The sequence below is a fragment of the Streptosporangium sp. NPDC000509 genome (assembly GCF_042898365.1).
In the GTDB taxonomy this organism is placed as follows: domain Bacteria; phylum Actinomycetota; class Actinomycetes; order Streptosporangiales; family Streptosporangiaceae; genus Streptosporangium.
Window position 1 is genome coordinate 153,465 of record NZ_JBIAYX010000021.1, and the last position, 21,270, is coordinate 174,734.

The following is a 21,270-nucleotide window of genomic DNA, read 5'->3' on the forward strand; positions in this document are numbered from 1 at the left end:
TCCGCCCACACGACGCCTACCTCGATCAAGGTGACCGCATGCCCCATCGCAGCCCCGACCTGGCCCGGCTGGCCATGACCGTCCTCCAGCCCGGGTTCGACGGCACCGAGCCACCCGGGTGGCTGCTGCGCGCGCTCGGCGAGGAGGGCCTCGGCGGGACCGTGCTGTTCGCCCGCAACCTCACCGGCCTCGGCCACACCGCCGATCTGGTCGCCCGGCTGCGCGCGGAGAACCCCGCCGCGGTGATCGCGGTGGACGAGGAGGGCGGGTCCGTCACCCGTCTGCAGGCCGCGCGGGGCAGCTCGTGGCCGGGCAACCGGGCACTGGGCGTGGGCGACGACGTCGAGGCGACCCGGCTCGTCGCCCAGGAGATCGGCCGCCTCCTCGCCGGCGCCGACATCACCCTCGACTACGCCCCGGTGGCGGACGTCAACGCCAACCCGGTCAACCCGGTGATCGGCGTCCGCTCCTTCGGCGCCGACGCGGAGCTGGTCTCCCGGCACACCGCGGCCTGGATCTCCGGACTCCAGGGGACCGGGGTCGCCGCCTGCGCCAAGCACTTCCCCGGCCACGGCGACACCCACACCGACTCCCACCACGCCCTGCCGACCCTGCACGCCTCCGCGCGCCTCCTCGCCGAGCGCGATCTGCCGCCCTTCCGCACCGCGGTGGCCACGGGGGTGCGGGCCGTCATGTGCGGGCACCTGCTGATCCCCGCCCTCGACCCGGAGAATCCCGCGACGCTGAGCCGGAGGATCGTCACCGGCCTGCTCCGCGAGGAGCTGGGATTCACCGGCATGATCGTCACCGACGCCATCGAGATGCGCGCCGTCGCGGCCCTCCATCCGCCGGGGGAGATCGCGGTCCGCGCCCTGGCGGCCGGGGCCGACGCGATCTGCGCGGGCATCTCCTCCCCCGGGGGCGAGAACGTCCACGAGTTGCGCGACGCCATCGTGGACGCCGTACAAGAGGGCAGGCTCGGCGAGGACCGGCTGGCCGAGGCCGCCTCCCGCGTCCTCGCCCTGTCCGGCTGGTACGCCTCGGACGCCGCCGCGCGGGCGCGGGCGGCGGGGATCGCCGCCAGGGACGCGGGGGACGAGGGCGAGGAGCTCGGCCTGCGGACCGCTCGGTCGGCCATCCGCGTGACCTCCACGGCCGCTCCGGCCGTGCTCTCCGGACCGCCGTTGGTCGTCGACATCGCCCCCCGGCTGAGCGAGGCGGTCGAGCCGGGCACGCTCACCGGTCTCATCGGCGCCTTCTCCGAGGTGCTTCCCGGCACCGTCGGCCACGTCGTCACCGTGGAGGCGCCCGAGCTGCCCGACCTGGGTGACGAGAGCCGCCCGCTGGTGATGGTGGTGCACGACGCCGGGCGCCACCCCTGGGTCGGCGAGCTGCTGGCGCGGGCCGTCGCGCTGCGCCCCGACACCGTGGTGATCGAGACCGGGATGCCCGGCACCCCCACAGGGGCCGTGTACGTGACCACGAACGGCATCTCCCGGGCTTCGGCCCGCGCCGTGGCCCGCTGGTTGACCGGTGACCAATAGGCTGATTTATGACATGAAAGGCGCTTAATGAACGTCCTCGACGGCCCCACCCCCGTGAACCTGGTGGCCACGGTGAGGGCCGTCCTCCCCTCCCTCACCCCCGCCGCCCAGTCCATCGCCCGTCTCATCCTCGACGACCCCGGCGTCGTGGCCCGCAGCACCATCACCGAGTTCAGCGCGGCCTCCGGCACGAGCGAGGCCACGATCGTGCGCACCGCGAGGGCCCTTGGCTTCGCCGGATACTCGCAGCTGCGCTTCGCCCTGGCCGCGGCGGTGGCCAGGAACGAGCCGGAACGGCTGGTTCCCGGCGACCTCGGCCCCGACGACCCGCTGACCGACGTGATCGCGAAGGTGGCGAGGGCCGAGTCGGAGGCGCTGGCCGACACCGCGGCCCAGCTCAACCCCGACCGGCTGGGCCTGGTGGTGGAGGCGATGGCCGGAGCCCGCAGGGTCGACGTCTACGGGGTCGGCGCCTCCGGGCTCGTCGCGGTCGACATGGCGCAGAAGCTGATGCGGATCGGCCTGCCGGGTCACGCCTACACCGACGCGCACCTCGCGCTGACCAGCGCGGCACTGGTACGAGGTGAGGACGTCGTGGTGGCGGTGAGCTGCACCGGCGAGACCCCGGACGTGCTCGCGCCCGTGCGCGTCGCGCGGCGGGCGGGCGCCACCACGGTGGCGATCACCAACAACCCGCGCTCCTCCCTGGCCGAGCTCGCCGACCATGTCCTGGTCTCGGCGGGCCGGGAGACCGCCTTCCGGCCGGGCGCCCTGGCCAGCCGGATCAGCCAGCTCCTGATCGTCGACTGCATCTTCGTCGGCGTCGCCCAGCGCACCTTCGAGACCTCCGACGCGGCCCTGAGGGCGACCAGGGATGCCATCGACGGCTTCAGGACCGACTACCGCCGCAGGAGCAGGTCCGGCTCAGGACAGGCGCAGGGCCTCGGCGGCGACGGCGTGGCGTAGGTCGCGGATGCCCGCGCGGCCACGCAGGGGGTGGACGTTGTTGGTCAGCAGGACGACGGTGAGGGCGCGTTCGGGATCGACGACGAGCGAGGTGCCGGTGAAGCCCGAGTGGCCGTAGGCGTCGGCCAGCGGGCCGACGATCGCGGGATCACCGATCCGCACGCCCAGGCCGTGGCGGAAGCCCGCGTCCCTCACGCCGTGGTCGCGGGTGAGCTCCGCGACCGCGCCGGGCCCCAGGACCGGCGCTCCCCCGGTGCGCAACGCCTCGGCGAAGCGCAGGAGGTCGTCGGCGGTGGAGAAGATCCCGGCGTGCCCGGCGACCCCGCCCAGGCCGTGCGCGGTCTCGTCGTGGACCTCGCCGCGCACGCATCCGGGCCCCGGGCGCTCGGGTTTGTGCTCGGTGGCGACGATCCTGGGCAGCAGGGACGCGGCGGGACGGTATCCGGTGTCGGGCAGGCCCAGCGGATCGATGACCCGGACGCGGACGAGCTCGTCCAGACAGGCCCGGCCGGCGATCTCCGCCACCCTGCCCGCCGTGATCAGACCGACGTCCGAATAGAGGTAGCGCTCACCCACGGGACCGATCGGCGGCGTCGAGAGGATCCTCTCCATCCGCGCGGCGCGGACCTGCTCGCCGTCGCCGGGAATCTCCTCGTGGGCTCTGCGTCCCGGCGGCAGTCCCGCCGTGTGGGTGAGCAGGTGCCGCAGGGTGACCTCGGGCGCTCCGCCGTAACAGGCGGGCAGCCGGTCCGCGACGGGATCGTCCAGGCCGAGCAGTCCGTCCTCGGCCAGCGACAGGATGACGGCCGTGGTGAAGAGCTTGGTGATCGAGGCGAGGTCGAAGACCGCGTCGCGGAGGGCGGGTGGCCGGTCCTCGGCGAGCTCCTCCGAGGCCGACGAGTAGCGCACGGCCTCCCCCACCGCGGCGGCGGCCACCGTGACACCGCCCACGGCGATCGCGGCCACCGCCGCCGAACAGACGCGCGGCACGGCCGCCCCGAGGATCCCGGCGAGCCGGGCACCCTCGTCACGCTCGGACATCGTTCCCGCCTCCGGTCCCCGGGCCCGGTTCCGGCTCCGCGTCGGAAACCGGCTCCGCGCCCGGCGTCGCTCTCACGTCCGGCGCCGGCTTCCCTTCCGCCGGAGGTTCAGGCGCCCCTGGCCCGTCCCGCCTCCAGCGCCGCCTCGAGATGGTCACCGTGCCGCTCCAGCAGGACCCGGGCACCGTCGGCGTCGAGGCCGTGCTCGATCATGAGTACCGCGACCTTCACGTGCCATCCGGCGGCCTCCAGCGCGGAGCGGGCGGCCGACGGTGCCGCCCCGGTGATGTCACTCACCATTCTGGCCGCCCGGTCGGCCAGCTTGGAGTTCATCGCCGACACCTCGATCATCGTGTTGCCGTAGGTACGGCCCAGCCTGACCATCGCGATCGTGGAGATCATGTTGAGGACCAGTTTCTGCGCGGTCCCCGCCTTGAGCCTGGTGGAGCCGGTCACCACCTCCGGGCCGACGATCACCTCGATGGGGTGCCGCGCGGCCGCCGACAGCGGGGTCGCGACGTTGCACGACAGGGCCACGGTCAGGGCTCCACGGCGGCTCGCCTCGGCCAGCGCGCCGAGCACGAAGGGCGCGCGACCGCTCGCGGAGACGCCCACCACCGCGTCGAGCGCGCCCACTCCCCGTTCCGCCAGGGCCGCCGCTCCCCCGTCCCGGTCGTCCTCCGCGCCCTCGACCGAACGCGTCAGCGCGGGAGTGCCGCCCGCGATGACACCCTGGACGAGCTCGGGGTCGGTACCGAAGGTCGGCGGGCATTCCGAGGCGTCCAGCACGGCCAGCCGGCCCGACGTTCCCGCGCCCACGTAGAACAGGCGGCCACCCGACCTCATCCTGGCCACGACCGCGTCCACCGCGGCCGAGATCTCCGGAACCGCCTCGGCGACCGCCGCGGGCACCGCGGTGTCCGCGGCGTTCATCAGCCTGGCCACCTGCTCGGTGGGGAGCAGGTCGATCCGGCTGTAGCGCGGATCGCTCTGCTCGGTGGAAAGCGTGGACAGCGTGGCTACTTGATCACTCATGACATCCCATGTCGTTAGTTGTCCTGTCTCACTGCCGTCAACCAGATGATCATCTGGCAGCGAGGAAGTTACGGCCGCGTACCCGGCAGGAACCCGTACATCGGGTCACCCCGGTGTGCCGAGACCCTCATGACAGCCCACGGCGATAGAGCCAGAAGACCCGCTCGGCGTGCGCGCCGACCGTCCTGGCGTAGAAGCGCAGCGGCCCCACCCAGCCGATCTGGGCACTCGACATGCCCGCGGCCCGCTGCTCGGCGAGACAGCGGCGTACGAGCACGCGACCGACCCCCAGGCCCCGCGCGGCCGGCGCGGTGCCCATCGGGCCGAACCAGGAGGGCCGCGCGCCCCACGCGGCGAAGCCGAGGATCTCGCCGTCCCTGACGGCGTAGTGGCAGCCGGTGGCCTGCTCCGCCTCCCAGGCCCAGTTCGCGTTCCACTGCTCCTCGACGAAGGCCGACACGGCGGCGCGGTCCCCGGGGGCGACGGCGTGCACGGTGACCCCCAAGGCCGCCAGCCGCCCGAGGTCGGCGTCGACGGACAGGTCGCCGGTGAGGTCGGCGGTCATGTTCCAGGCGACGTTGTGGCGCTCGTAGCCGAGGCTCTCGGCCAGGCAGGCCGCCGCGGTGTAGCGAACGTCGATGCCCGGCCAGGCGTAGCAGGGCGGGTTACCGGCGAAGCGCGCCTCGGTCGCCCCCCGGCCGCGCAGCCAGTCCTCGGCCGCGGTGACCAGCGCCCGGCCCAGGCCCGCTCCCCGAGCCTCGGGACGTACGGCGAGCAGGTCGAGATGGCCCGCCCACGGGTCACGCGCCGACATCGAGGCGAACACCACACCGTCCAGACCGCGCGTCACCAGCGCCGTCCAGGAGCGGTGCGCGGGCGGCGCGGCGAGACGGGCGACCAGGCTCGCGGCCTCCCCCGCGTCATGGGTGAGAGCGGCCCCGGCGATCTCCGCGAGCGCCTCCGCGTCGGCCGCGACGGCCTGCCTGATCCCGGACAGCTCGCGGGTTCCGGACAGCTCGCCGATCTCGGACGCCGCACGGGTTCCGGACGAATCGCGGATTTCCGGCGTTTCCGGGCTCCTCGACGTCTCAGCGGCCCCCGGCGCCTCGCCCGCACTCCGCGACCCCGCCCCGGGTCTCTTTCTCAGCGGGGTCACGGGTGACCGACCGGCATCGCGACGACGTTGCGTGGAGCGGGGTGGAAGCAGGCGTGCTCCTGGGGCGTACCGCCGCCGTGGCCGAGCAGCGGGTGCTCGGACTCGCAGCGGCCGGTACGGAACGGGCAGCGCCGGGCGAACAGGCAGCCTTCGTCGAGGCGGCTCTCGTCGAGCGCCCCGGTCGGCGTCACCGGCTCCTCGCCCGGCCGCTCCAGGCCGTGCAGCACGGGGATCGCCGACAGCAACGACTGGGTGTACGGGTGCACCGGAGCGGAGATGATCGTCTCGACGTGGCCGCGCTCGACGACCTGCCCCCGGTAGATGACGTACAGCTCGCCGTCGTCGCCGATGTAGCGCGCGGTCGCCACGTCGTGGGTGATGAACAGCACGCTCACCCCGAGGCGCTCGCGAAGGTCCTTGAGCAGGGCGAGGATGCCCAGCCGCAGCGATACGTCGATCATGGAGACGGCCTCGTCGGCGACGAGCATCTCGGGGTCGACGGTGAGGGCGCGGGCGATGACGACCCGCTGGCGCATCCCGCCGGAGAGCTGGTGGGGGTAGCGCGGCAGCACGTAGCCGGGGTCGAGGCCGACCAGTTCCAGCAGTTCCTGGGCACGTCCGTCCGCCCACGAGCGTGATCGGCCGGTCTGCGCGGCTCGCAGTGCCAGCGGCGCGTCCAGCGTCTGGTGCACCGTGCGGGTCGGGTTGAGCGCCGAGTACGGGTCCTGGTGGATGAGCTGGATCCTGCGGAAGTGGGGCTGGCGCTGCCTCGGACGCAGCGACGACATGGGCGTGCCGTCGATGACGATCTCTCCGGAGTCGTAGCTCTCCAGCCCGGCGATGATCCGCCCCAGCGTGGTCTTGCCGCAGCCCGACTCCCCGATGAACGACACCGCCCCGCCCTTGGGGATGGCGAAGTCGACGCCGCGCAGCGCCTTCACCTCCCGGCCGGCGAGTATGCCGCCCCGCTGCTTGAAGGTCTTCGTGACTCCCTGTCCAGTGATCACGCTTTCTCCCTCGGTCCGTGTGTCCCGGCGGGCCTTCCGGTCCCCCGCGAAACCGCGTCCCGGTCCTCGTGGGCGTTCCCGTTCGTGTTCGCGGCCCCGTTCCCGTTCTCCGTCCCGTTCGCGGCGCACGCGATGTTCCCGGCGCCGCCGTCCGTCCCGTTCGTGGCGCGCGCGGCGTTCGCGTCCTCGTCCGCGTGGCGGGCGGCGACGGCGTGGCAGGCCACGATCCACTCGCCGCGCGTGACGGCGGGCGGCTCCTCGGTCTCGCAGACGTCCATGCGCAGCTCACAACGTTCCCTGAAGACGCATCCCCTCGACGGGACGGTCCCAAGCGTCGGCGGACGGCCGGGCAGTGCCCTCGCCTCCCCGATGTCGCCGACCAGACGCGGGATGGCCCGGATCAGGCCCTGGGTGTAGGGGTGGCGGGGTGCGCCGAGCACCTCGGTGGTCGGTCCCTGCTCCACCACGCGCCCGCCGTACATGACGGCCAGCCGGTCGGCGACCTCGGCCACCACGCCGAGGTCGTGGGTGATGACGAGCGTGGTGAGCCCGCGCTCCTCGTGGACCTCCCTGATGATCCGCAGGATCGTGGCCTGGCTGATCATGTCGAGCGCGGTCGTGGGCTCGTCCAGCACGACGAGATGGGCGTTGAGCACCAGCGCGAACATGATGCCGACCCGCTGGCGCATCCCGCCGGACAGCTCGTGCTGGTGGGAGTCGAGCACGCGCGCGCCGTCCAGGCCCATCCTGCCGAGCAGGTCCTTGGCGTCCCTGACCAGTTCCCTCAGATCCTGGATGTCGTGCGAACGCCCCAGGTCGAGGAGTTGCTTGCCGACCGTCTTGAGCGGGTTGAGGGAGTTCTGCGCCGCCTGGAAGACGTACCCGATGTGCCGTCCCCGCGCCCGGCGCAGATCGTCGCCCCGCAACTCCACGACGTCGCCGAGCCCGTCGATCTCCACGCGGCCCGAGCGGATCCTGCCGGGAGGCTGGACCGCGTTCAGCAGCGACAGCGCCAGGGTGGACTTGCCCGACCCCGACTCGCCGACCACCCCGGTGATCGTCCCCGGCACCAGCTCAAGGTCGATCCCCGACACGGCGGGCAGTTCTCCCGCCGACGTCCGGTAGACGACGGACAGGTCGTCGACGCGCACTCCGGGCGGGCCGCTCCTTCCCGCCTCGCGGGAGTTCGCCGCGCCCTGGGCGCTCGCGGTGCTCTCGGCACCCTCCGGGTTCCGGGCACCCCGGGTGCGCCGGGCGCTCAGGGTTCTCACGGCGGCGGCCAGCCGCTCGCCCGGTGTCACGGACACCTTCTCCGAACGTGCGAACATCTGTTCAGTCCTCCCGCAACCGGGGGTTGAAGATCTCGTCCATGGCGTCGACGACGAGGACGATGCCCAGGGTGAGCAGCAGGATCGCCAGCAGCGGCGCCAGCATGTACGGCAGCGCGGTGGTCGTCGTCAGCGCGCCGCCGCCGAACACGGCGAGGTTGAGCATCACGCCCCAGTTGTTGGCGTCGAACGGCAGGACCCCCAGGAAGAACAGGCCCACCTGCGCGTACACCGCGCCGGTCACCGCGATGAGCATGTTCATCGCGATGAAGGGAGCCATGCTGGGCAGCAGTTCCCTGCCGACGATGTGCCTGCCGGACAGGCCGAGCCCTCTGGCCGCCTCGATGAAGCCGCGCTCGCGCAGTGAGAGGGTCTGCGCCCGTACGGCGCGCGCCACACCGCCCCAGCCGAGGAGCCCGAGCACCAGGCCCATCTCGAGCGCGCTGGTGAACTTCCAGACGGTCGACAGGACGAGCAGCAGCGGCAGGGCGGGAATGGTGAGCTTCATGTCGGTGATCCGCATGAGCACGGCGTCCCAGCGCCCGCGCCGGAACCCCGCGAAGAGCCCGACGGCGGTGCCGACGGCCACCGTGATCACGGCGGTGACCAGCGCGGTCAGCAGGACGTACCGGGCGCCGGTGACCACCAGGGCGAGCACATCCGTGCCCTCGAAGTCGGTGCCGAAGGGGTGCGCGAGGCTCGGCGCGGCGTAGAGCGCGTTGTCGTCGCGCGGCAGCCGCGCGGGGTAGAGCAGCGGCCCGAAGATCCCCATGAACGCGAACATGGCCAGGATCGCCACGCCCACGATCCGGCTGGGCTTGCGTTTCAGGACCCGCCAGACGCCGCGCCGGAAGTTGCGCCGCAGCGTCGCGCGGGTGCCGGCGATCCCCGGAGTCCCCGGGGTGCCGGGGGCGCCACCCGTGATGACCGGTGCCGTCACGCGATCACCCCCGCGGTGCGGGTGTACGGGCTCGTGAGATCCGCCGCCCGCGTGCCGGAAAGGCGGTTTCCCACGGCTCCCCTGATTCGTCCGGTCATGACGCCTCCTGTCCGGAACGGACCCGTGGGTCGATGGCGGTGTAGAGCATGTCGGCGATGATGTTCGCGATGACGATCGCCACGGTGATCAGCAGGAAGGCCCCGCCCATCAGCGCGTAGTCGCGGTCGGTGATGCTGTTGAGCAGCAACAGGCCGAGCCCCGGGTAGGTGAAGATCCGCTCGATGAAGATCGCGCCGCCGAAGAGCAGCCCCAGCGAGAGCGCGAGGATGGTGAACAGCGGCAGGATCGCGTTGCGCGCCACGTAGCGGAAGATGACGCCGCGCTTCATGCCGCGCAGCTCGGCGGCGAGGATGAAGTCGTCGCCCAGCACGGTGACCACGCTCGACTTCATCGCCAGGATCCAGCCCCCGTATCCGGCCAGCGCGTAGGTGAGGATCGGCAGCGTGGCGTACTGGATCAGCGAGCCGATGTAGGGGGCGTTGAGGCCGGGTTCGAGCGTGACGTCCGCCGTGCCGCTCGCGGGGAAGATCGGCAGCAGCGTCGTGAAGACCGCGCTCAGCAGCAGCGCGAGGACGTACTGCGGCAGGCCGTGCAGCAGCGAGCCCGAGACGGCCAGGATGTCCCCCAGCTTGCTCGACCGCTTGATCGCCGCGTAGACGCCCAGGATGATGCCGACCGCGAAGCTGAGCAGGGTTCCGATGAGCACCGGCAGGATCGTCCACGTCGCCGCCGAGGCGAGCAGGGTGGTCACCTCCGCGCCGGGAACGCTCAGCGACTGGCCGAGGTCGAGGTGGAGCAGACCTCTCATGTAGTCGACGTACTGCTCCCACATCGTGCCCTTCGGCATGAACCCGTACAGCACCGCGACGGCGCGTTCGGCCTGTTCCGGCGACATGCCCTGCTCGACCAGCTTCTCGTAGCGGGCCTGCATGGGGTCTCCGGGGATGTTCCTGATGATCACGAAGCTGATCGTGGTGACCACCAGGATCATGGCGAGCCCGCGGACGAGGTGGCCCGCGAGGCGGCGTGCGATGACCGTCATATCTGGCTCCTCCTCTTGATCATGCCCAGCTGGAGCCAGACCCCGGAGGTGAGGCGCAGCGCGTCGCTGTCGTCGCCGGGGAATCCGGTGAAGCGGGTGGTGTTGACGACCTGGGTGTTGACGTAGTCCCACAGCTGGATCACCGGGAGGTCCTGGTTGGCGGTCCTGGCGAGGGTCGAGACGATCCCCCGCTGCTCCGCCTCCGGCACCGAGTTCAGCTTCACCGCCAGCTCGCCGGGATTGACCCTGCCCACGCCCTTGACGTCGATGATCTCGGCGCCGCCCATCCAGTTGCCCTCCGTGCCGGGGGCGACGTGCTTGAGCCTGCCGCCGAAGAGCTGCCAGCCGTTCTGCGCGCCGTACAGGCGCTGGAAGATGTTGTACGGGGCCGGGCCGAGCGCCACCAGCCAGAAGCCGAGGTCGTACTTCCCTGCCGCCATCTCCTCCAGGTAGAGCGGGTAGTCGGCGGTGGTGACGACCTCCGCGTCGATCCCGGCGTCGTTGAGCTGGCTGGTGACGGCCTTGGCGCCCGCCAGCCAGTCGGAGAAGGAGGCGGGCACGTTGATGGTCATCTTCCAGGGGCTGCCGTCGGGCATCGTCCACCTGCCGTCGATCTTTCTCATCCCCGCGGCCCGCAGCTCGCTCTCGGCCCTGGCGGGGTCGTGCCGGTAGGGGTCCAGGGCGGCGAGGCCGTCGCCCAGCCACGCCTTCGCGGCCTCCTCGTGCAGGCCGGAGGTGGTGGCCGAGGCGGCCCCACCCTCGGGGGAGGCGACCTTGGTGACCTGCGCGCGGTCGATCAGGTACGCCAGTGCCCGGCGTACGTGCACGTTGTCGTAGGGCTTCCTGGACTGGTTGAACGCGAGCCCCATGCTGACCGGCGAGTATCCCCTCACGATGGTGTTTCCCGGGGTCTCGGTGATCCGCCGCATCACCCCCGCGGGGACCGCGGTGAACGGGGCGTTGTCCAGCCTGCCGGAGACCAGGTAGTTCCAGACCTGCTCGTTGCCGGTGTAGTTGAGGATGCGCACCTGGTCGGCGGCGACGTTGGCCGCGTTGTAGAAGTTCTCGTTCTTGACCAGCAGCGCCTCGCCCGGGTTGACGCGCTTCAGCACGAACGGCCCGGCCGAGACGTCCCTGGGCGGGGCGAAGGAGATCACCTTGTCCGCGAGGCTGGTGATCCCCGCCCGTGCCACCTCCGCGCCGGGGGCGTCACTCTGCGCGAGCTTCAGCTTCTGCCAGAAGTCGGCGGGCAGCACGCCACGCCAGACGTGCTCCGGGACGATGACGGTCTCCATGACGCTGCGGACGAAGGAGGAACTCGGGTTCTTCGCCGCCTGGGTGATCTTGATGGTCCGATCGTCCAGAATCTTGATGTCGGAGGCCGTACCGGCCGCGGAGGGGTCGAGGGCGTAGGCGGTGCCACCCTGGGTGTAGGCCACGCCGATGGAGAACCTCACGTCCTCCGCGGTGATCGGCTCGCCGTCGGACCACTTGCCGTCCGGGCGGAGCTTGAGGGTGATCGAGGACTGGTCGGGGGCGACCTGCCAGCTCTGCGCGACCCCCGGGTAGAACCGGTTCGGGTCGGTCAGGTGATTCTTGGTCCACCCGAGCCACTCGGCGTTGAATCCCCGGAAGGCGTTGCCCTTGGGGTTGTACGGGTTGACCGGCGCGTTCGCGTCGATGCCCGGCTTCAGCGCGTCGATCGTGGTGAAGACGTCACCGTCGGAGCCGGCGGAGCTGTCCGCGTTGCCGCCGCACGCCGCGGTGGCGGCTGCGAGGCAGAGGGAGACCGCTACCGCTGCTAGTCGCTTCATGAACGCTCCGTTGGGTGTTCTTCGAGGTCAGGGCACTGATACCGAGGTGTGGCGTTGTCCGGACAATACGTTCACCCTGCCGTCAACGTCAATTATCTCCACTCTTGTGATGCTCTCTGTAGCTTTCCTTCACCGGCCGCCCACCGGGGTTTCACCCACGCGCCGATCATCGTCGGCCCCGTGTGGAGCGGACGATCCGGTCCGCACGGAGAAGATCCGGTCCGCGCGCGGGGAGGTGGACGATCTCACCGGGGTGTGAGGCCGCCCAGCGGCCCCGGACCCGGCCCCGTCCGCAAGGCACGAAGGACACGGAAGGCCGCGAGAGGCAAGAGCGGGCTGAAAGTTACACCCTCCCGGCGAGAATCGCGCAGGTCAGGACCCCGCGGACGCGGACGGCTTCCCGCCCCCGCCCGGGACATCTAGCATCGGCCCGCAGCCGGGCGAGACCGAGGCGGGAGCGGAAGATGCGAAGAACGGCACGCGGAGGCGGCACGATTCTCACGGTTCTGGCGACCGCGATGGCCGCGGTCGTGACCCTGGGACTCCTGCTCGCGGGCACCGCGGTCCCCGCGCAGGCGGCGGCCACCAGGATCATGGCACTCGGAGACTCCATCACCGGCTCCCCCGGATGCTGGCGCGCCCTGCTGTGGAACCGCCTCGTGAACGCGGGGCACACCGGCATCGACTTCGTCGGCACCCTGCCGCCCCAGGGCTGCGGCGTCGCGCACGACGGGGACAACGAGGGACACGGCGGGGCGCTGGTCACCAACGTCGCCGACCAGAACCAGCTTCCCGGCTGGCTCTCGGCGACCAGGCCCGACATCGTGATGATGCACTTCGGCACCAACGACGTCTGGAGTAACCGTCCGACCGCCACCATCCTGTCCGCGTACGGCAAGCTGGTGGACCAGATGCGGGCGAGCAACCCCGACACGAAGGTCCTCGTCGCCCAGATCATCCCCATGAACCCCGGCACGTGCGGTGAGTGCGCACAGCGGGTCTCCGCGCTCAACGCGGCGATTCCCGGATGGGCCGCGAGCAAGACCACCGCGCGGTCACCGGTGATCGTGGTCGACCAGTGGACGGGCTTCACCACCGGGTACGACACCTACGACGGGGTGCACCCCAACGCGTCGGGCGACCAGAAGATCGCCGACCGGTGGTTCCCCGCGCTGACCGCCCTGCTCGGCTCCGGGCCGACCACCACCCCCACCCCGACGATCACTCCGACGCCGACCGTCACTCCCACGGCGGGCCGTGGTTGCACCGCCGTCTACCAGACGACCAACCAGTGGTCGGGCGGCTTCCAGGGCGAGGTGACCGTCAAGAACACCGGCCTGGTGGCCATCACCGGCTGGACGGCGAACTGGACGTTCACCGGGCGGCAGATCAACCAGGCGTGGAACGCGACCGTGACCCAGTCGGGAGTCGCCGTCTCGGCGCGGAACGCCACCTGGAACGGCTCCCTGGCACCCGGCGCGACCACGGTCTTCGGCTTCCTCGCCTCGGGGCCGGGCTCCCCTGTCCCCGAGGTGTCCTGTACGGCCGACTGACCCGCGGGGCCCCGCGCCGGAGTCCCCTCGATCCGGCTCCGGCGCGAAGGGCCGTGCGGGACGCCGACCGGCGTGAACACGAGCGGGCCCCCGGCCATTTGAGGCCCGGGGGCCCGCTCGTGTTCACGCCTTACGCGTCCCGGCCCTGGCTCAGGGCGCCGGGAAGCCTCTCCAGCAGGCTCTTCAGATCGTCGGCGTGCTCCTCTTCCTGCGCGAGCAGGTCCTCGAAGACGCGCCTGGTCGTCACGTCGTCGTTGCCGAGCCAGTTGACGATCTCCGTGTAGGAGGCGATCGCGATCCGCTCCGCGACCAGGTCCTCCTTGACCATCTCGATCAGGTCGAGGCTGTCGTCGTACTCGGCGTGCGAGCGCGCCGCCAGCGTCTCGGGGTTGAAGTCCGGCTCGCCACCGAGCTGGACGATGCGCTGGGCGAGACGGTCGGCGTGCTCCTGCTCCTCGGCGGCGTGCTCCAGGAACTCCGCGGCCACCACCCCGGCGTGGATGCCCGAGGCGGTGTAGTAGTGCCGCTTGTAGCGGAGCACGCAGACCAGCTCGGTCGCCAGGGCCTCGTTGCACACCTGGATCACCCGGGGCAGGTCCGCGCCGTAGGCCGACGTGATGGGACCCTTGTCGATCTCCTGACGCGCCCGCGCCCGGAGCTCCTTGATATCTGTGAGGAATTCAGCCATGAGCCTGCCCTACCCAGAATCGGCGGGTTATCCGGCACCGTTTGTTCGCGGTGTCGCTTTCTGGGTAGCCGCCCGCTCGACATGGGAACAGCGACGAAGGTCCCGCAGACGCGGACCATGAACGGTGAAGAGCTCTCGGCCGACCACGCCTGGGCCGCCCTGCGCGAATACGGCCGCTGGCATCTGGTCCGCGACTCCTTCAGCAGGTTCAGATACGGCGAGGGCATGACCAACGCCAGGGCCCTGGCGTTCCAGGTCTGCCTGTCGATCATCCCCGGTGCGATCGCGCTGGTCGGGCTGAGCTCGGTGATCAACCAGGAGCATCTCGGCGAGGTGCTGGAGCTGGTCCTGAGCAAGCTCGCGCCGGGGGCGGGGGTGGAGGCGGTCAAGGACGTGCTCTCCGACAGCCACCGGCAGGCGGGCCGTACCGGGGGTGTCATCGCGCTCTGGCTCGGCCTGGCCACCGCCGTGTCCTCACTGACCAGCGCCATGGCCCAGGTGGAGCGGGGGGCGAACCGCATCTACGGCGTCGAGCGGGACCGTCCCTTCCATCGCAAGTACGGCAGGGCTCTGCTGATGGCGCTGACGGCCGGCGCCTTCATGACCGCCGGTTTCGTGGTGATGGTCGGAGGCGGCGCCATCGGCAGGGCCCTGGCCCAGGTCTACGACTGGAGCGACGGCGCGAGGGAGGCGTTCGACCTGGTGCGGTGGCCGCTCGGCTTCCTCCTCGCGCTGCTGTCGACCTCGGTGCTGTTCCGCGCCGCGCCGCGCAGGAGGCAGCCCGGTCACACCTGGCTGGCGTTCGGTGCCCTGGTCTCGCTCGTCCTGTGGACGGTCTTCACCCTCCTGCTCGCCTTCTACACCGAGAGCAGCGGCACCTTCGGCGCCACGTACGGACCGCTCACGGCCGTCATGGCGCTGCTGCTGTGGTCGTTCCTCAGCTCGATCGCCCTCTTCCTGGGGCTGGCGTTCGCCGCGCAACTGGAGGCCGTCCGCGCCGGGCGGGCGGATCCCGTTCATCCCGACCCGGGCCCCACCGCGGCCGAGGAGCGAGAACCCCTGGTCGGCGCGGCGGGTACGGCGGCCGTCACGATCGCCAGGACGCTCGTGGGAGCCCTGCGCGGGCGCCGGCGGGAGTCGGGGAACGGGCCGCCCCATCCGTAGCGGCTCATCCCTAAAGGCCCGCCCGTAGCGGCCCGCCCATAACGGTGCGTCCGTAGGCGCCCATCCGTAGGCGACCCGTTCCACGACGACCGGCCGCTCCGCCGTCTCGTCCCACCCTGCCCCGTCCGGGGCGCCGCGTGATCATCGGAGGATCCCAAGGTCCCCCGGTGCTTCGGAGGGCGGCTCTCCCGGGCGCCCGAGCGTGATCTGGAAAACCAGGCGCGACATCGGGACACCCATCTCGATAGTCAACTCATCAACCAAGAGCCTCTTCCACCATAGTGAGATATATTCATGTGCGGATCCGAAGGGGGCGAGGGTGTCGGCACAGGAACGCAGGCTCGCGGCCATCGCGGCGGCATCGGCCGACGCCTTCCGGAGCGGCGACTACCACCAGGTGAGGGCCGAGGACGTCGCCGAGCGGGTCCGGCTGCCGCGGGGCACCGAGGGCGACAGAGGCCGCAGCGCCGTCTGGCTGTACAACGAGGTCAGGAGCCGGCGCGTGCTGGTGGCCCTCGCGGTCAAGCACGCCTTCGACGAGTTCACCTCGGACGACGTCGCGCCCGAGCCGCCGCGCTCCCTGCTCGACGCGCGGCGCCTGGTCACGGCTGCACTGCGCAGGGTGGCGCGCTTTCACCAGGTGGAGCGCTTCATGCTGGCCCAGGTGCGCCTGGGCATCGGTGACATCTCCACCTCCGAGAAGCGCCCGTCGGCCGGGCAGAGCCAGCCGGTGTGGGAGACGGCGGAGGTCTACGGCGCCACCGCCGCCGCGGGGTGGGAGGGCCGCGTCACCGCGTACGCGCGATTTCTGGAGCCCCGGCTGGAGCTCGCCGCGCTCGCGGTCGCCCTCCCGTCCGCGGGGTGGGCCGCGGCGAGTGCCGAGCGCCTGTCCGAACTCGCCTTCCGGTCGATGGCCGACGACCCCGAGGGAGTGGCGGAGCACCAGGCGACCGCGCTCTGCGCGCACTGGTTCGCCCGCGACCTGTTCCCGCTGGCCGGGGAGTGGGCCGAGCGGCTGCACACCGCCGAACGGGCCGCCGAGCTCGCCGAGCGGATGGACTCCGGCGGCCGCGCCAGGAGCCGTGCCCTGGAGATGGTCCTGCAGGTGCTGCTCGACGGCAGCCCTCTGCTCGCGCGGGCGGCGGAGGTCGGCGGCGAGCTGGCCGACCTGCTGGCGGCCGGCGACCTCGACCCGCGCACCCTGTGCGACGTGACCAGCAGGCAGGGGATCGCCCTGCTGCGCCTGGGCGACCTGCCGGGCGCGAGGTCGTGCTTCGAGCGGTCGCTGCGGGTGGCGGGAGGGCTTCCCGCCTCCGCGGACGCGACGTCGCTCGGCGCGCGGGCCCGGCACAACCTCGCGGAGGTGCTGGTGGAGGCCGGCCGTCCCCGCGAAGGGCTGCGCGAGCTGACGAAGGTGAGCGAGCAGCGCGTCGAAGGTGTCCCCGCCACCGGGGTCACCCCGGCGTGGCGGGGGTTCACGCTCACCCGGCAGGCGATGGCCAGGGCCGCCTCCCGCGCGGGCCGGATCGTCACCGGCGTGACCCTGGCCGAGGCGACGCTCGCCGACCGCGAGCAACGCCTCGGTCCCGACAGCGTCAACACCGCCTCGGCCAGGGTGACCCTCGCCGAGGCCCTGCTCGCGGCGGGCCAGCCCGCGCAGGCACGTCACCACCTGACCGAGGCGCTCCGGCTGCGGACGCAGCACCTGCCGCCCGAGGGCTACTGGCCCCAGTACGACACGGTGCTTCTGGCGGAGATCGAGCTGACCGCGGGGTTCCCCGCGCAGGCGGTGCGGCTGCTCACCGGGGTCACCGTCACCACGGAGTGGTTCGCCCGGCAGGTCTCGCCCCGGCTGGGCGCCGAGGCGACACTGGTCCGCGCCACGGCCCTCACCGCCTCGGGCGAGCCCGCCCAGGCGCTCGCCGCCCTGCGTACGCTCCCGGCCGAACGACCGGTGCGTCGCGCCCAGGCCGCCGCGCAGCTGGCCCTGGGCGACGCGGCCGGGGCGGCGCGAGTGCTCGCCTCCCTCGCGAAGGACGAGCACGACATGGACGACGACTTCCCCGGCCAGGCCGAGCGGCTGCTGCTCGCCGCCCGGGCCGCGTACGCCCTCGGTCTGGAGGACGAGGCGGAGACCACCGGCGCGGCGCTCGTCGCCATGGGCGAGGACGTGCTGGAGGCCTCACACCCGCTGGTTCTCGCCGGGCGCCTGGAACTCGCGCTGTGCCGGATGGGCTCGGGAAAGGTGGAGGAGGTGGCGCCCCTGCTGGCGCCCCTGCTCGACCGCCGCCCGCTGGCTCACGGCCGCCCGCCCCTGGGCGACGGGCACCCGCTGCTGGCCGAGGCCCGGTCGGTGGCCGCACGGGTGGGCGAGCCCACGTCGAGCACCCCGGAGGACCGTCTGTGGGAGGACGACTGACCGTGCCGTCCCGGCCTGCCCGGTGGACCCGTCGGTCACGGTTCTCCGCGACGGGTGCCACGCGACCCCGTACGGTGGGCTCGCCTTCCCCCGCGGCCGGGTGCGTCGGGCCGGCCGAGGTGGGTGAGCGTGCTGGCCAGGTCGTCCGCCGCCTTGGGCCAGAGCGGGTCGTCGTCGGAAGTGGCCTCCAGGAACAGGCCGAAGTGCCCCGCCGCCCGCTCCAGGTCGGCGGCGCTGCCGGTGGCGATCCCCCTGCTCCGCAGGAGCCCGCCCAGGGCGAACGTCGCCTGGTTCGTGGCCGGATCGCCCTCCGGCAGGTGGGGGAGCACGTCTTCGAGCAGGGCGACGGCCTCGCCGAGATCGGTGCCCGCCCCGGGCCGGGTGGCGCGCAGGGCCAGCGTCGTACCCAGCCGGTAGCGCAGATAGAGGGCCGACCACCTGTCGTCGCACTCACGCAGGGCCGCCCTGAGCCTGTCGACCGCGAGGTCCAGGTCGTAGGGCACGCCCCGGTCCGCGTGACGGCTCAGCAGCAGCTCGGCGAGGGCCTCGTGGTCGGCGGCGCTGAACCAGGCGTTCTCCTCGCGAAGGTCGTCCGCCTCACAGAGCATGGTGATGGCGACGTCGCGATCGGCGGGATCCCCGAACTCCTCCCAGCGGATCTCGTGCACCCGTCCCACCAGGGCGAAGGACCATTGGTCGCAGTCGTGGGCGAGGAGCCAGCCCGCGTGTTCGGCCGCCTCGTCGAGATCCGTCCGGTTCACGGTGCCCGGGAGATCGTCGTCGGCGCACCGGCGCAGGATCGCCTGGGTGAGCGCCTGGCGCCACCCGGCCTCGCCATAGGTGCCGTCCATCTTCGCCCGCAGGGCACGCAACCGCGTGACCTCGTCCCCAGCCATGCCGGATCTCCCTTCCAAGACTGTATGAAACTATATAAAGAGAATCCGCTCTTTCTTGTGGTAAGTAAATAACTGTCGCCAAAGGGGAAGCCGGACGGCGGCAGTGTGGTGCGACCGGCTCCTGGGAGCGTGGGCCCTAGTGCCGCGTCCGCGCCGACGGGGCCTGAGCGCCGCTCGGACCGCTGGTGGTGGCGGCGGCGAATATTTCCGGCGGCCACAAAAATTTTCCACCCTCCGATAACGATCAGGCTCCGGGGGCGTATCGGGCGAGAGTCCGTTGGGAGACGAAGAGGCGTATTCCCAGGCCACCGGCCACACTCCGAAAGGTTTCGGATATGCTGCCGGGCATGCCAGGTAAGCCCCGGGTGACGATCGCCCGCATCGCCGAGGAGGCGGGTGTCTCCGCGCCGACGGTCTCGAAGGTGATCAACGGCAGGGCCGAGGTGTCGCCCGAGACCCGCAAGCGGGTCGAGCGGCTGCTGCGCGAGCACGGCTACATCCGGCGCACGACCGGTTCCGACGGCCCGGCGGGCCTGATCGACCTGATCTTCGCCGAGTTGGAGAGCCCGTGGGCGATGGAGCTCGTCCGCGGGGCCGAGAAGGCGGCCGCGGAGGCAGGGGCCAGCATCGTCATCTCCGTCCTGCACACCCACGCGGGCCCCGGCCGCGACTGGCTCGACCGGCTGGCCGCCCGCCGCACCGACGGTGTGATCATCGTCGGCTCCCACCTCTCGGCGCAGCGCTACGACCGGCTCAACTCCCGCTCGATCCCTTTCGTGGTCGTCGATCCCGAGGGCGAGCCCGCTCCCGGAGTGGCCTCGGTGGGCGCGACCAACTGGCAGGGCGGCCTGACCGCCACCCGGCATCTCCTGGAGCTCGGCCACCGCAGGATCGGCATGATCGGTGGTCCGCCCGACGTGCTGTGCAGCCGCGCCCGCATAGACGGCTACCGGGCCGCGCTGGAGACGGCGGGGGTCGAGGTCGACCCCGCGCTGATCCTGTACGGTGACTTTCTCGTCGGCTCCGGCCACGACCACGGCCACAGCCTGCTCTCACTGCCCGACCCGCCCACCGCCATCTTCGCCGGCTGCGACCTGCAGGCCTTCGGCGTCTTCGAGGCCGCCAGGCAGCGCGGGTTGCGCGTCCCCGACGACCTGAGCGTCGTCGGCTTCGACGACCTGCCCCTGTCCAGGTCCGCCTGGCCGCCGCTCACCACGGTCCGCCAGCCTCTGGAGGAGATGGCCTTCGTCGCCGCCCGTATGGCCCTGGGCATCTCCCGTGGTGAGTCCCCCGAGCCCCGCCGGGTCGAGCTCTCCACCGACCTCATCATCCGCGAGAGCTCCGCTCCCCCGGCGGGCTGACCGCCCCCTCACCTTCCCGCCGTCCGCCGGGCCCGGTCGCGGACGTCGTCCCCGTCGGGGGAGCGATCGTCTCCGCTTGGGGGCCATGATCGCGGGGGTGCCGGGGGATCGCTTCGCGATGATTATGACGTGCCGCTAATTCCTCGAATGCAGCGACGAATTAGCATGATATTTCATACGATCTCGCGATAGCTCCTCTGCCGTATTACCTTTCCTCGTATGGTGACGCTGCCTTGCGAAAAAGCCCGGCGATAGACCATTACATCCGGTATGTGGCCGCCAGCGACGGGGGAGAACCATGGCCGCTTCACGATGGAGAACCACCCGCCTCGCACTCGCCGTACTGCTCACCGGCGCGCTGCTCGCGGGCATCGTGGGTACCGCGGGCACCGCGACCGCCACGACAGGCGCGAACGCCCCGGTGGGCGCCTCCGCCGCGAGCGGCCTCGACGACATCAACGAGGACATCCGCAGCGCGCGGTACGTCATCAACCGCTTCTGGGCGACACACTGGCCGGATTTCTTTCCCGGCAGGTATTCACCTCCGCGCGTTCTCGGCGGGTACGACGGCGCGTGGGGCAACACGCCGACATGCCGGGGATATCCCCTCCCCGATGACAACGCCCTGTACTGCTGGCCGCCCTACGACTTCATCGCCTGGGACGTCGACCTCATGCGAATGGGATACCGGCAGGGCGACGCCTGGGTCTATCTGATCATCGCGCACGAATGGGGTCATGCCGTCCAGGCCCGCATCCCCCAGCGGCTGCTGTCCCGGCAGCTCGAACTCCAGGCCGACTGCCTCGCCGGAGCCACGCTCTTCGGGGCCGCGGAGGACGGCATCCTGTTCTTCGAGACCGGCGACACCGAGGAGATCGCGGCGGCCCTGCGGGCACACGCGGACGACACCCCCTGGACCGACGTGAGCGACCACGGCACCGCCGCGCAACGCCTGGGCGCTTTCAACCGGGGCGCACGCCAGGGCGTGGGGGGATGCTTCGCGTGACGAGGGCGAGGACGTTCCCGGCTCACGACCACCGCAGCACCCGGCTCACCGCCGGGTAGGACCCCGGCCCGGATGACGGAGGGGTCATCTGGGCCGGGGTCGTGAAGCCCACCCCCCGGGGGGGGGGGGGGGCGGCCCCCCCCCCCCCGCCCCCCCACCCCCCCCCCCCCCCCCCCCCCCCCCCCCCCCCCCCCCACCCCCCCCCCCCCCCCCCCCCCCCCCCCCCCCCCCCCCCCCCCCCCCCCCCCCCC

At 71.9% G+C, this 21,270-nt stretch carries 17 protein-coding genes; 7 read left to right on the forward strand and 10 right to left on the reverse strand.

Features of this window, described 5'->3' with window-relative positions; genetic code table 11:
* Positions 1-38 precede the first annotated feature (38 nt).
* Both ACFY3D_RS32685 and ACFY3D_RS32690 read left to right on the forward strand, forming a co-directional pair.
* The gene (locus tag ACFY3D_RS32685; RefSeq protein WP_389986701.1) at positions 39-1,544 is read left to right on the forward strand and encodes a glycoside hydrolase family 3 protein; all 1,506 of its coding nucleotides are present in this window, start codon (positions 39-41) and stop codon (positions 1,542-1,544) included.
* A gap of 27 nt (positions 1,545-1,571) precedes the next feature.
* Positions 1,572-2,510, forward strand: coding sequence for a MurR/RpiR family transcriptional regulator (locus ACFY3D_RS32690; protein ID WP_389986704.1), 939 nt, complete (start codon positions 1,572-1,574; stop codon positions 2,508-2,510).
* On the opposite strand, the gene ACFY3D_RS32695 is transcribed toward ACFY3D_RS32690, so the two are convergent.
* From ACFY3D_RS32695 to ACFY3D_RS32730, 8 genes are all read right to left on the reverse strand, one after another.
* On the reverse strand, positions 2,469-3,551 hold the full coding sequence (locus ACFY3D_RS32695) for a serine hydrolase domain-containing protein (protein WP_389986707.1): 1,083 nt from the start codon (positions 3,549-3,551) through the stop codon (positions 2,469-2,471). The genes ACFY3D_RS32690 and ACFY3D_RS32695 overlap by 42 nt on opposite strands.
* Positions 3,552-3,658: 107 nt before the next feature.
* Positions 3,659-4,585 (reverse strand): N-acetylmuramic acid 6-phosphate etherase, encoded by a 927-nt coding sequence (gene murQ / locus ACFY3D_RS32700; RefSeq protein WP_350946257.1) that lies wholly within the window; start codon positions 4,583-4,585, stop codon positions 3,659-3,661.
* Positions 4,586-4,712: 127 nt separating this feature from the next.
* Positions 4,713-5,741 (reverse strand): GNAT family N-acetyltransferase, encoded by a 1,029-nt coding sequence (locus ACFY3D_RS32705; protein WP_389986710.1) that lies wholly within the window; start codon positions 5,739-5,741, stop codon positions 4,713-4,715.
* Complete coding sequence (locus tag ACFY3D_RS32710; protein ID WP_362511345.1) at positions 5,738-6,748, reverse strand: ABC transporter ATP-binding protein; 1,011 nt, start codon at positions 6,746-6,748, stop codon at positions 5,738-5,740. Before ACFY3D_RS32710 ends, ACFY3D_RS32705 begins: the two co-directional genes overlap by 4 nt.
* Positions 6,745-8,076, reverse strand: coding sequence for an ABC transporter ATP-binding protein (locus ACFY3D_RS32715; RefSeq protein ID WP_389986713.1), 1,332 nt, complete (start codon positions 8,074-8,076; stop codon positions 6,745-6,747). The genes ACFY3D_RS32710 and ACFY3D_RS32715 overlap by 4 nt, the downstream gene beginning before the upstream one ends.
* Before the next feature lie 4 nt (positions 8,077-8,080).
* Positions 8,081-9,016, reverse strand: a complete 936-nt coding sequence (locus ACFY3D_RS32720) for an ABC transporter permease (RefSeq protein WP_389986716.1) — start codon at positions 9,014-9,016, stop codon at positions 8,081-8,083.
* A 94-nt stretch (positions 9,017-9,110) separates the two neighbouring features.
* Positions 9,111-10,118 carry an ABC transporter permease gene (locus tag ACFY3D_RS32725; protein ID WP_389986720.1) on the reverse strand — a complete coding sequence of 336 codons (1,008 nt, stop codon included), beginning with the start codon at positions 10,116-10,118 and terminating at the stop codon, positions 9,111-9,113.
* Entirely contained in the window at positions 10,115-11,932 is a 1,818-nt protein-coding gene (locus ACFY3D_RS32730; RefSeq protein WP_389986723.1) for an ABC transporter substrate-binding protein, read from the reverse strand. Before ACFY3D_RS32730 ends, ACFY3D_RS32725 begins: the two co-directional genes overlap by 4 nt.
* Positions 11,933-12,396: 464 nt before the next feature.
* On the opposite strand from ACFY3D_RS32730, the gene ACFY3D_RS32735 reads away from it, so the two are divergent.
* The gene (locus ACFY3D_RS32735) at positions 12,397-13,485 is read left to right on the forward strand and encodes a cellulose binding domain-containing protein (RefSeq protein WP_389986726.1); all 1,089 of its coding nucleotides are present in this window, start codon (positions 12,397-12,399) and stop codon (positions 13,483-13,485) included.
* Between the two features lie 130 nt (positions 13,486-13,615).
* Here ACFY3D_RS32735 and ACFY3D_RS32740 read toward each other — a convergent pair whose 3' ends face one another.
* Positions 13,616-14,173 (reverse strand): bacterioferritin, encoded by a 558-nt coding sequence (locus ACFY3D_RS32740; RefSeq protein WP_389986729.1) that lies wholly within the window; start codon positions 14,171-14,173, stop codon positions 13,616-13,618.
* 117 nt (positions 14,174-14,290) lie between these two features.
* On the opposite strand from ACFY3D_RS32740, the gene ACFY3D_RS32745 reads away from it, so the two are divergent.
* Both ACFY3D_RS32745 and ACFY3D_RS32750 read left to right on the forward strand, forming a co-directional pair.
* Positions 14,291-15,337 carry a YihY/virulence factor BrkB family protein gene (locus ACFY3D_RS32745; protein WP_389986732.1) on the forward strand — a complete coding sequence of 349 codons (1,047 nt, stop codon included), beginning with the start codon at positions 14,291-14,293 and terminating at the stop codon, positions 15,335-15,337.
* Positions 15,338-15,656: 319 nt separating this feature from the next.
* A complete protein-coding gene (locus ACFY3D_RS32750) occupies positions 15,657-17,756 on the forward strand; it encodes a tetratricopeptide repeat protein (RefSeq protein WP_389986735.1) in 2,100 nt (699 codons plus the stop codon).
* A gap of 35 nt (positions 17,757-17,791) precedes the next feature.
* Here the strand turns inward: ACFY3D_RS32750 and ACFY3D_RS32755 are convergent, their stop codons facing one another.
* A complete protein-coding gene (locus ACFY3D_RS32755; protein ID WP_389986737.1) occupies positions 17,792-18,652 on the reverse strand; it encodes a hypothetical protein in 861 nt (286 codons plus the stop codon).
* Positions 18,653-18,999: 347 nt separating this feature from the next.
* Between ACFY3D_RS32755 and ACFY3D_RS32760 the strand changes: the two genes are divergently transcribed.
* Positions 19,000-20,013: a LacI family DNA-binding transcriptional regulator gene (locus ACFY3D_RS32760; protein ID WP_389986740.1), complete on the forward strand. Its 1,014-nt coding sequence runs from the start codon at positions 19,000-19,002 to the stop codon at positions 20,011-20,013.
* A gap of 298 nt (positions 20,014-20,311) precedes the next feature.
* Positions 20,312-21,019, forward strand: coding sequence for a neutral zinc metallopeptidase (locus ACFY3D_RS32765; protein WP_389986743.1), 708 nt, complete (start codon positions 20,312-20,314; stop codon positions 21,017-21,019).
* The last annotated feature ends 251 nt before the right edge of the window (positions 21,020-21,270 follow it).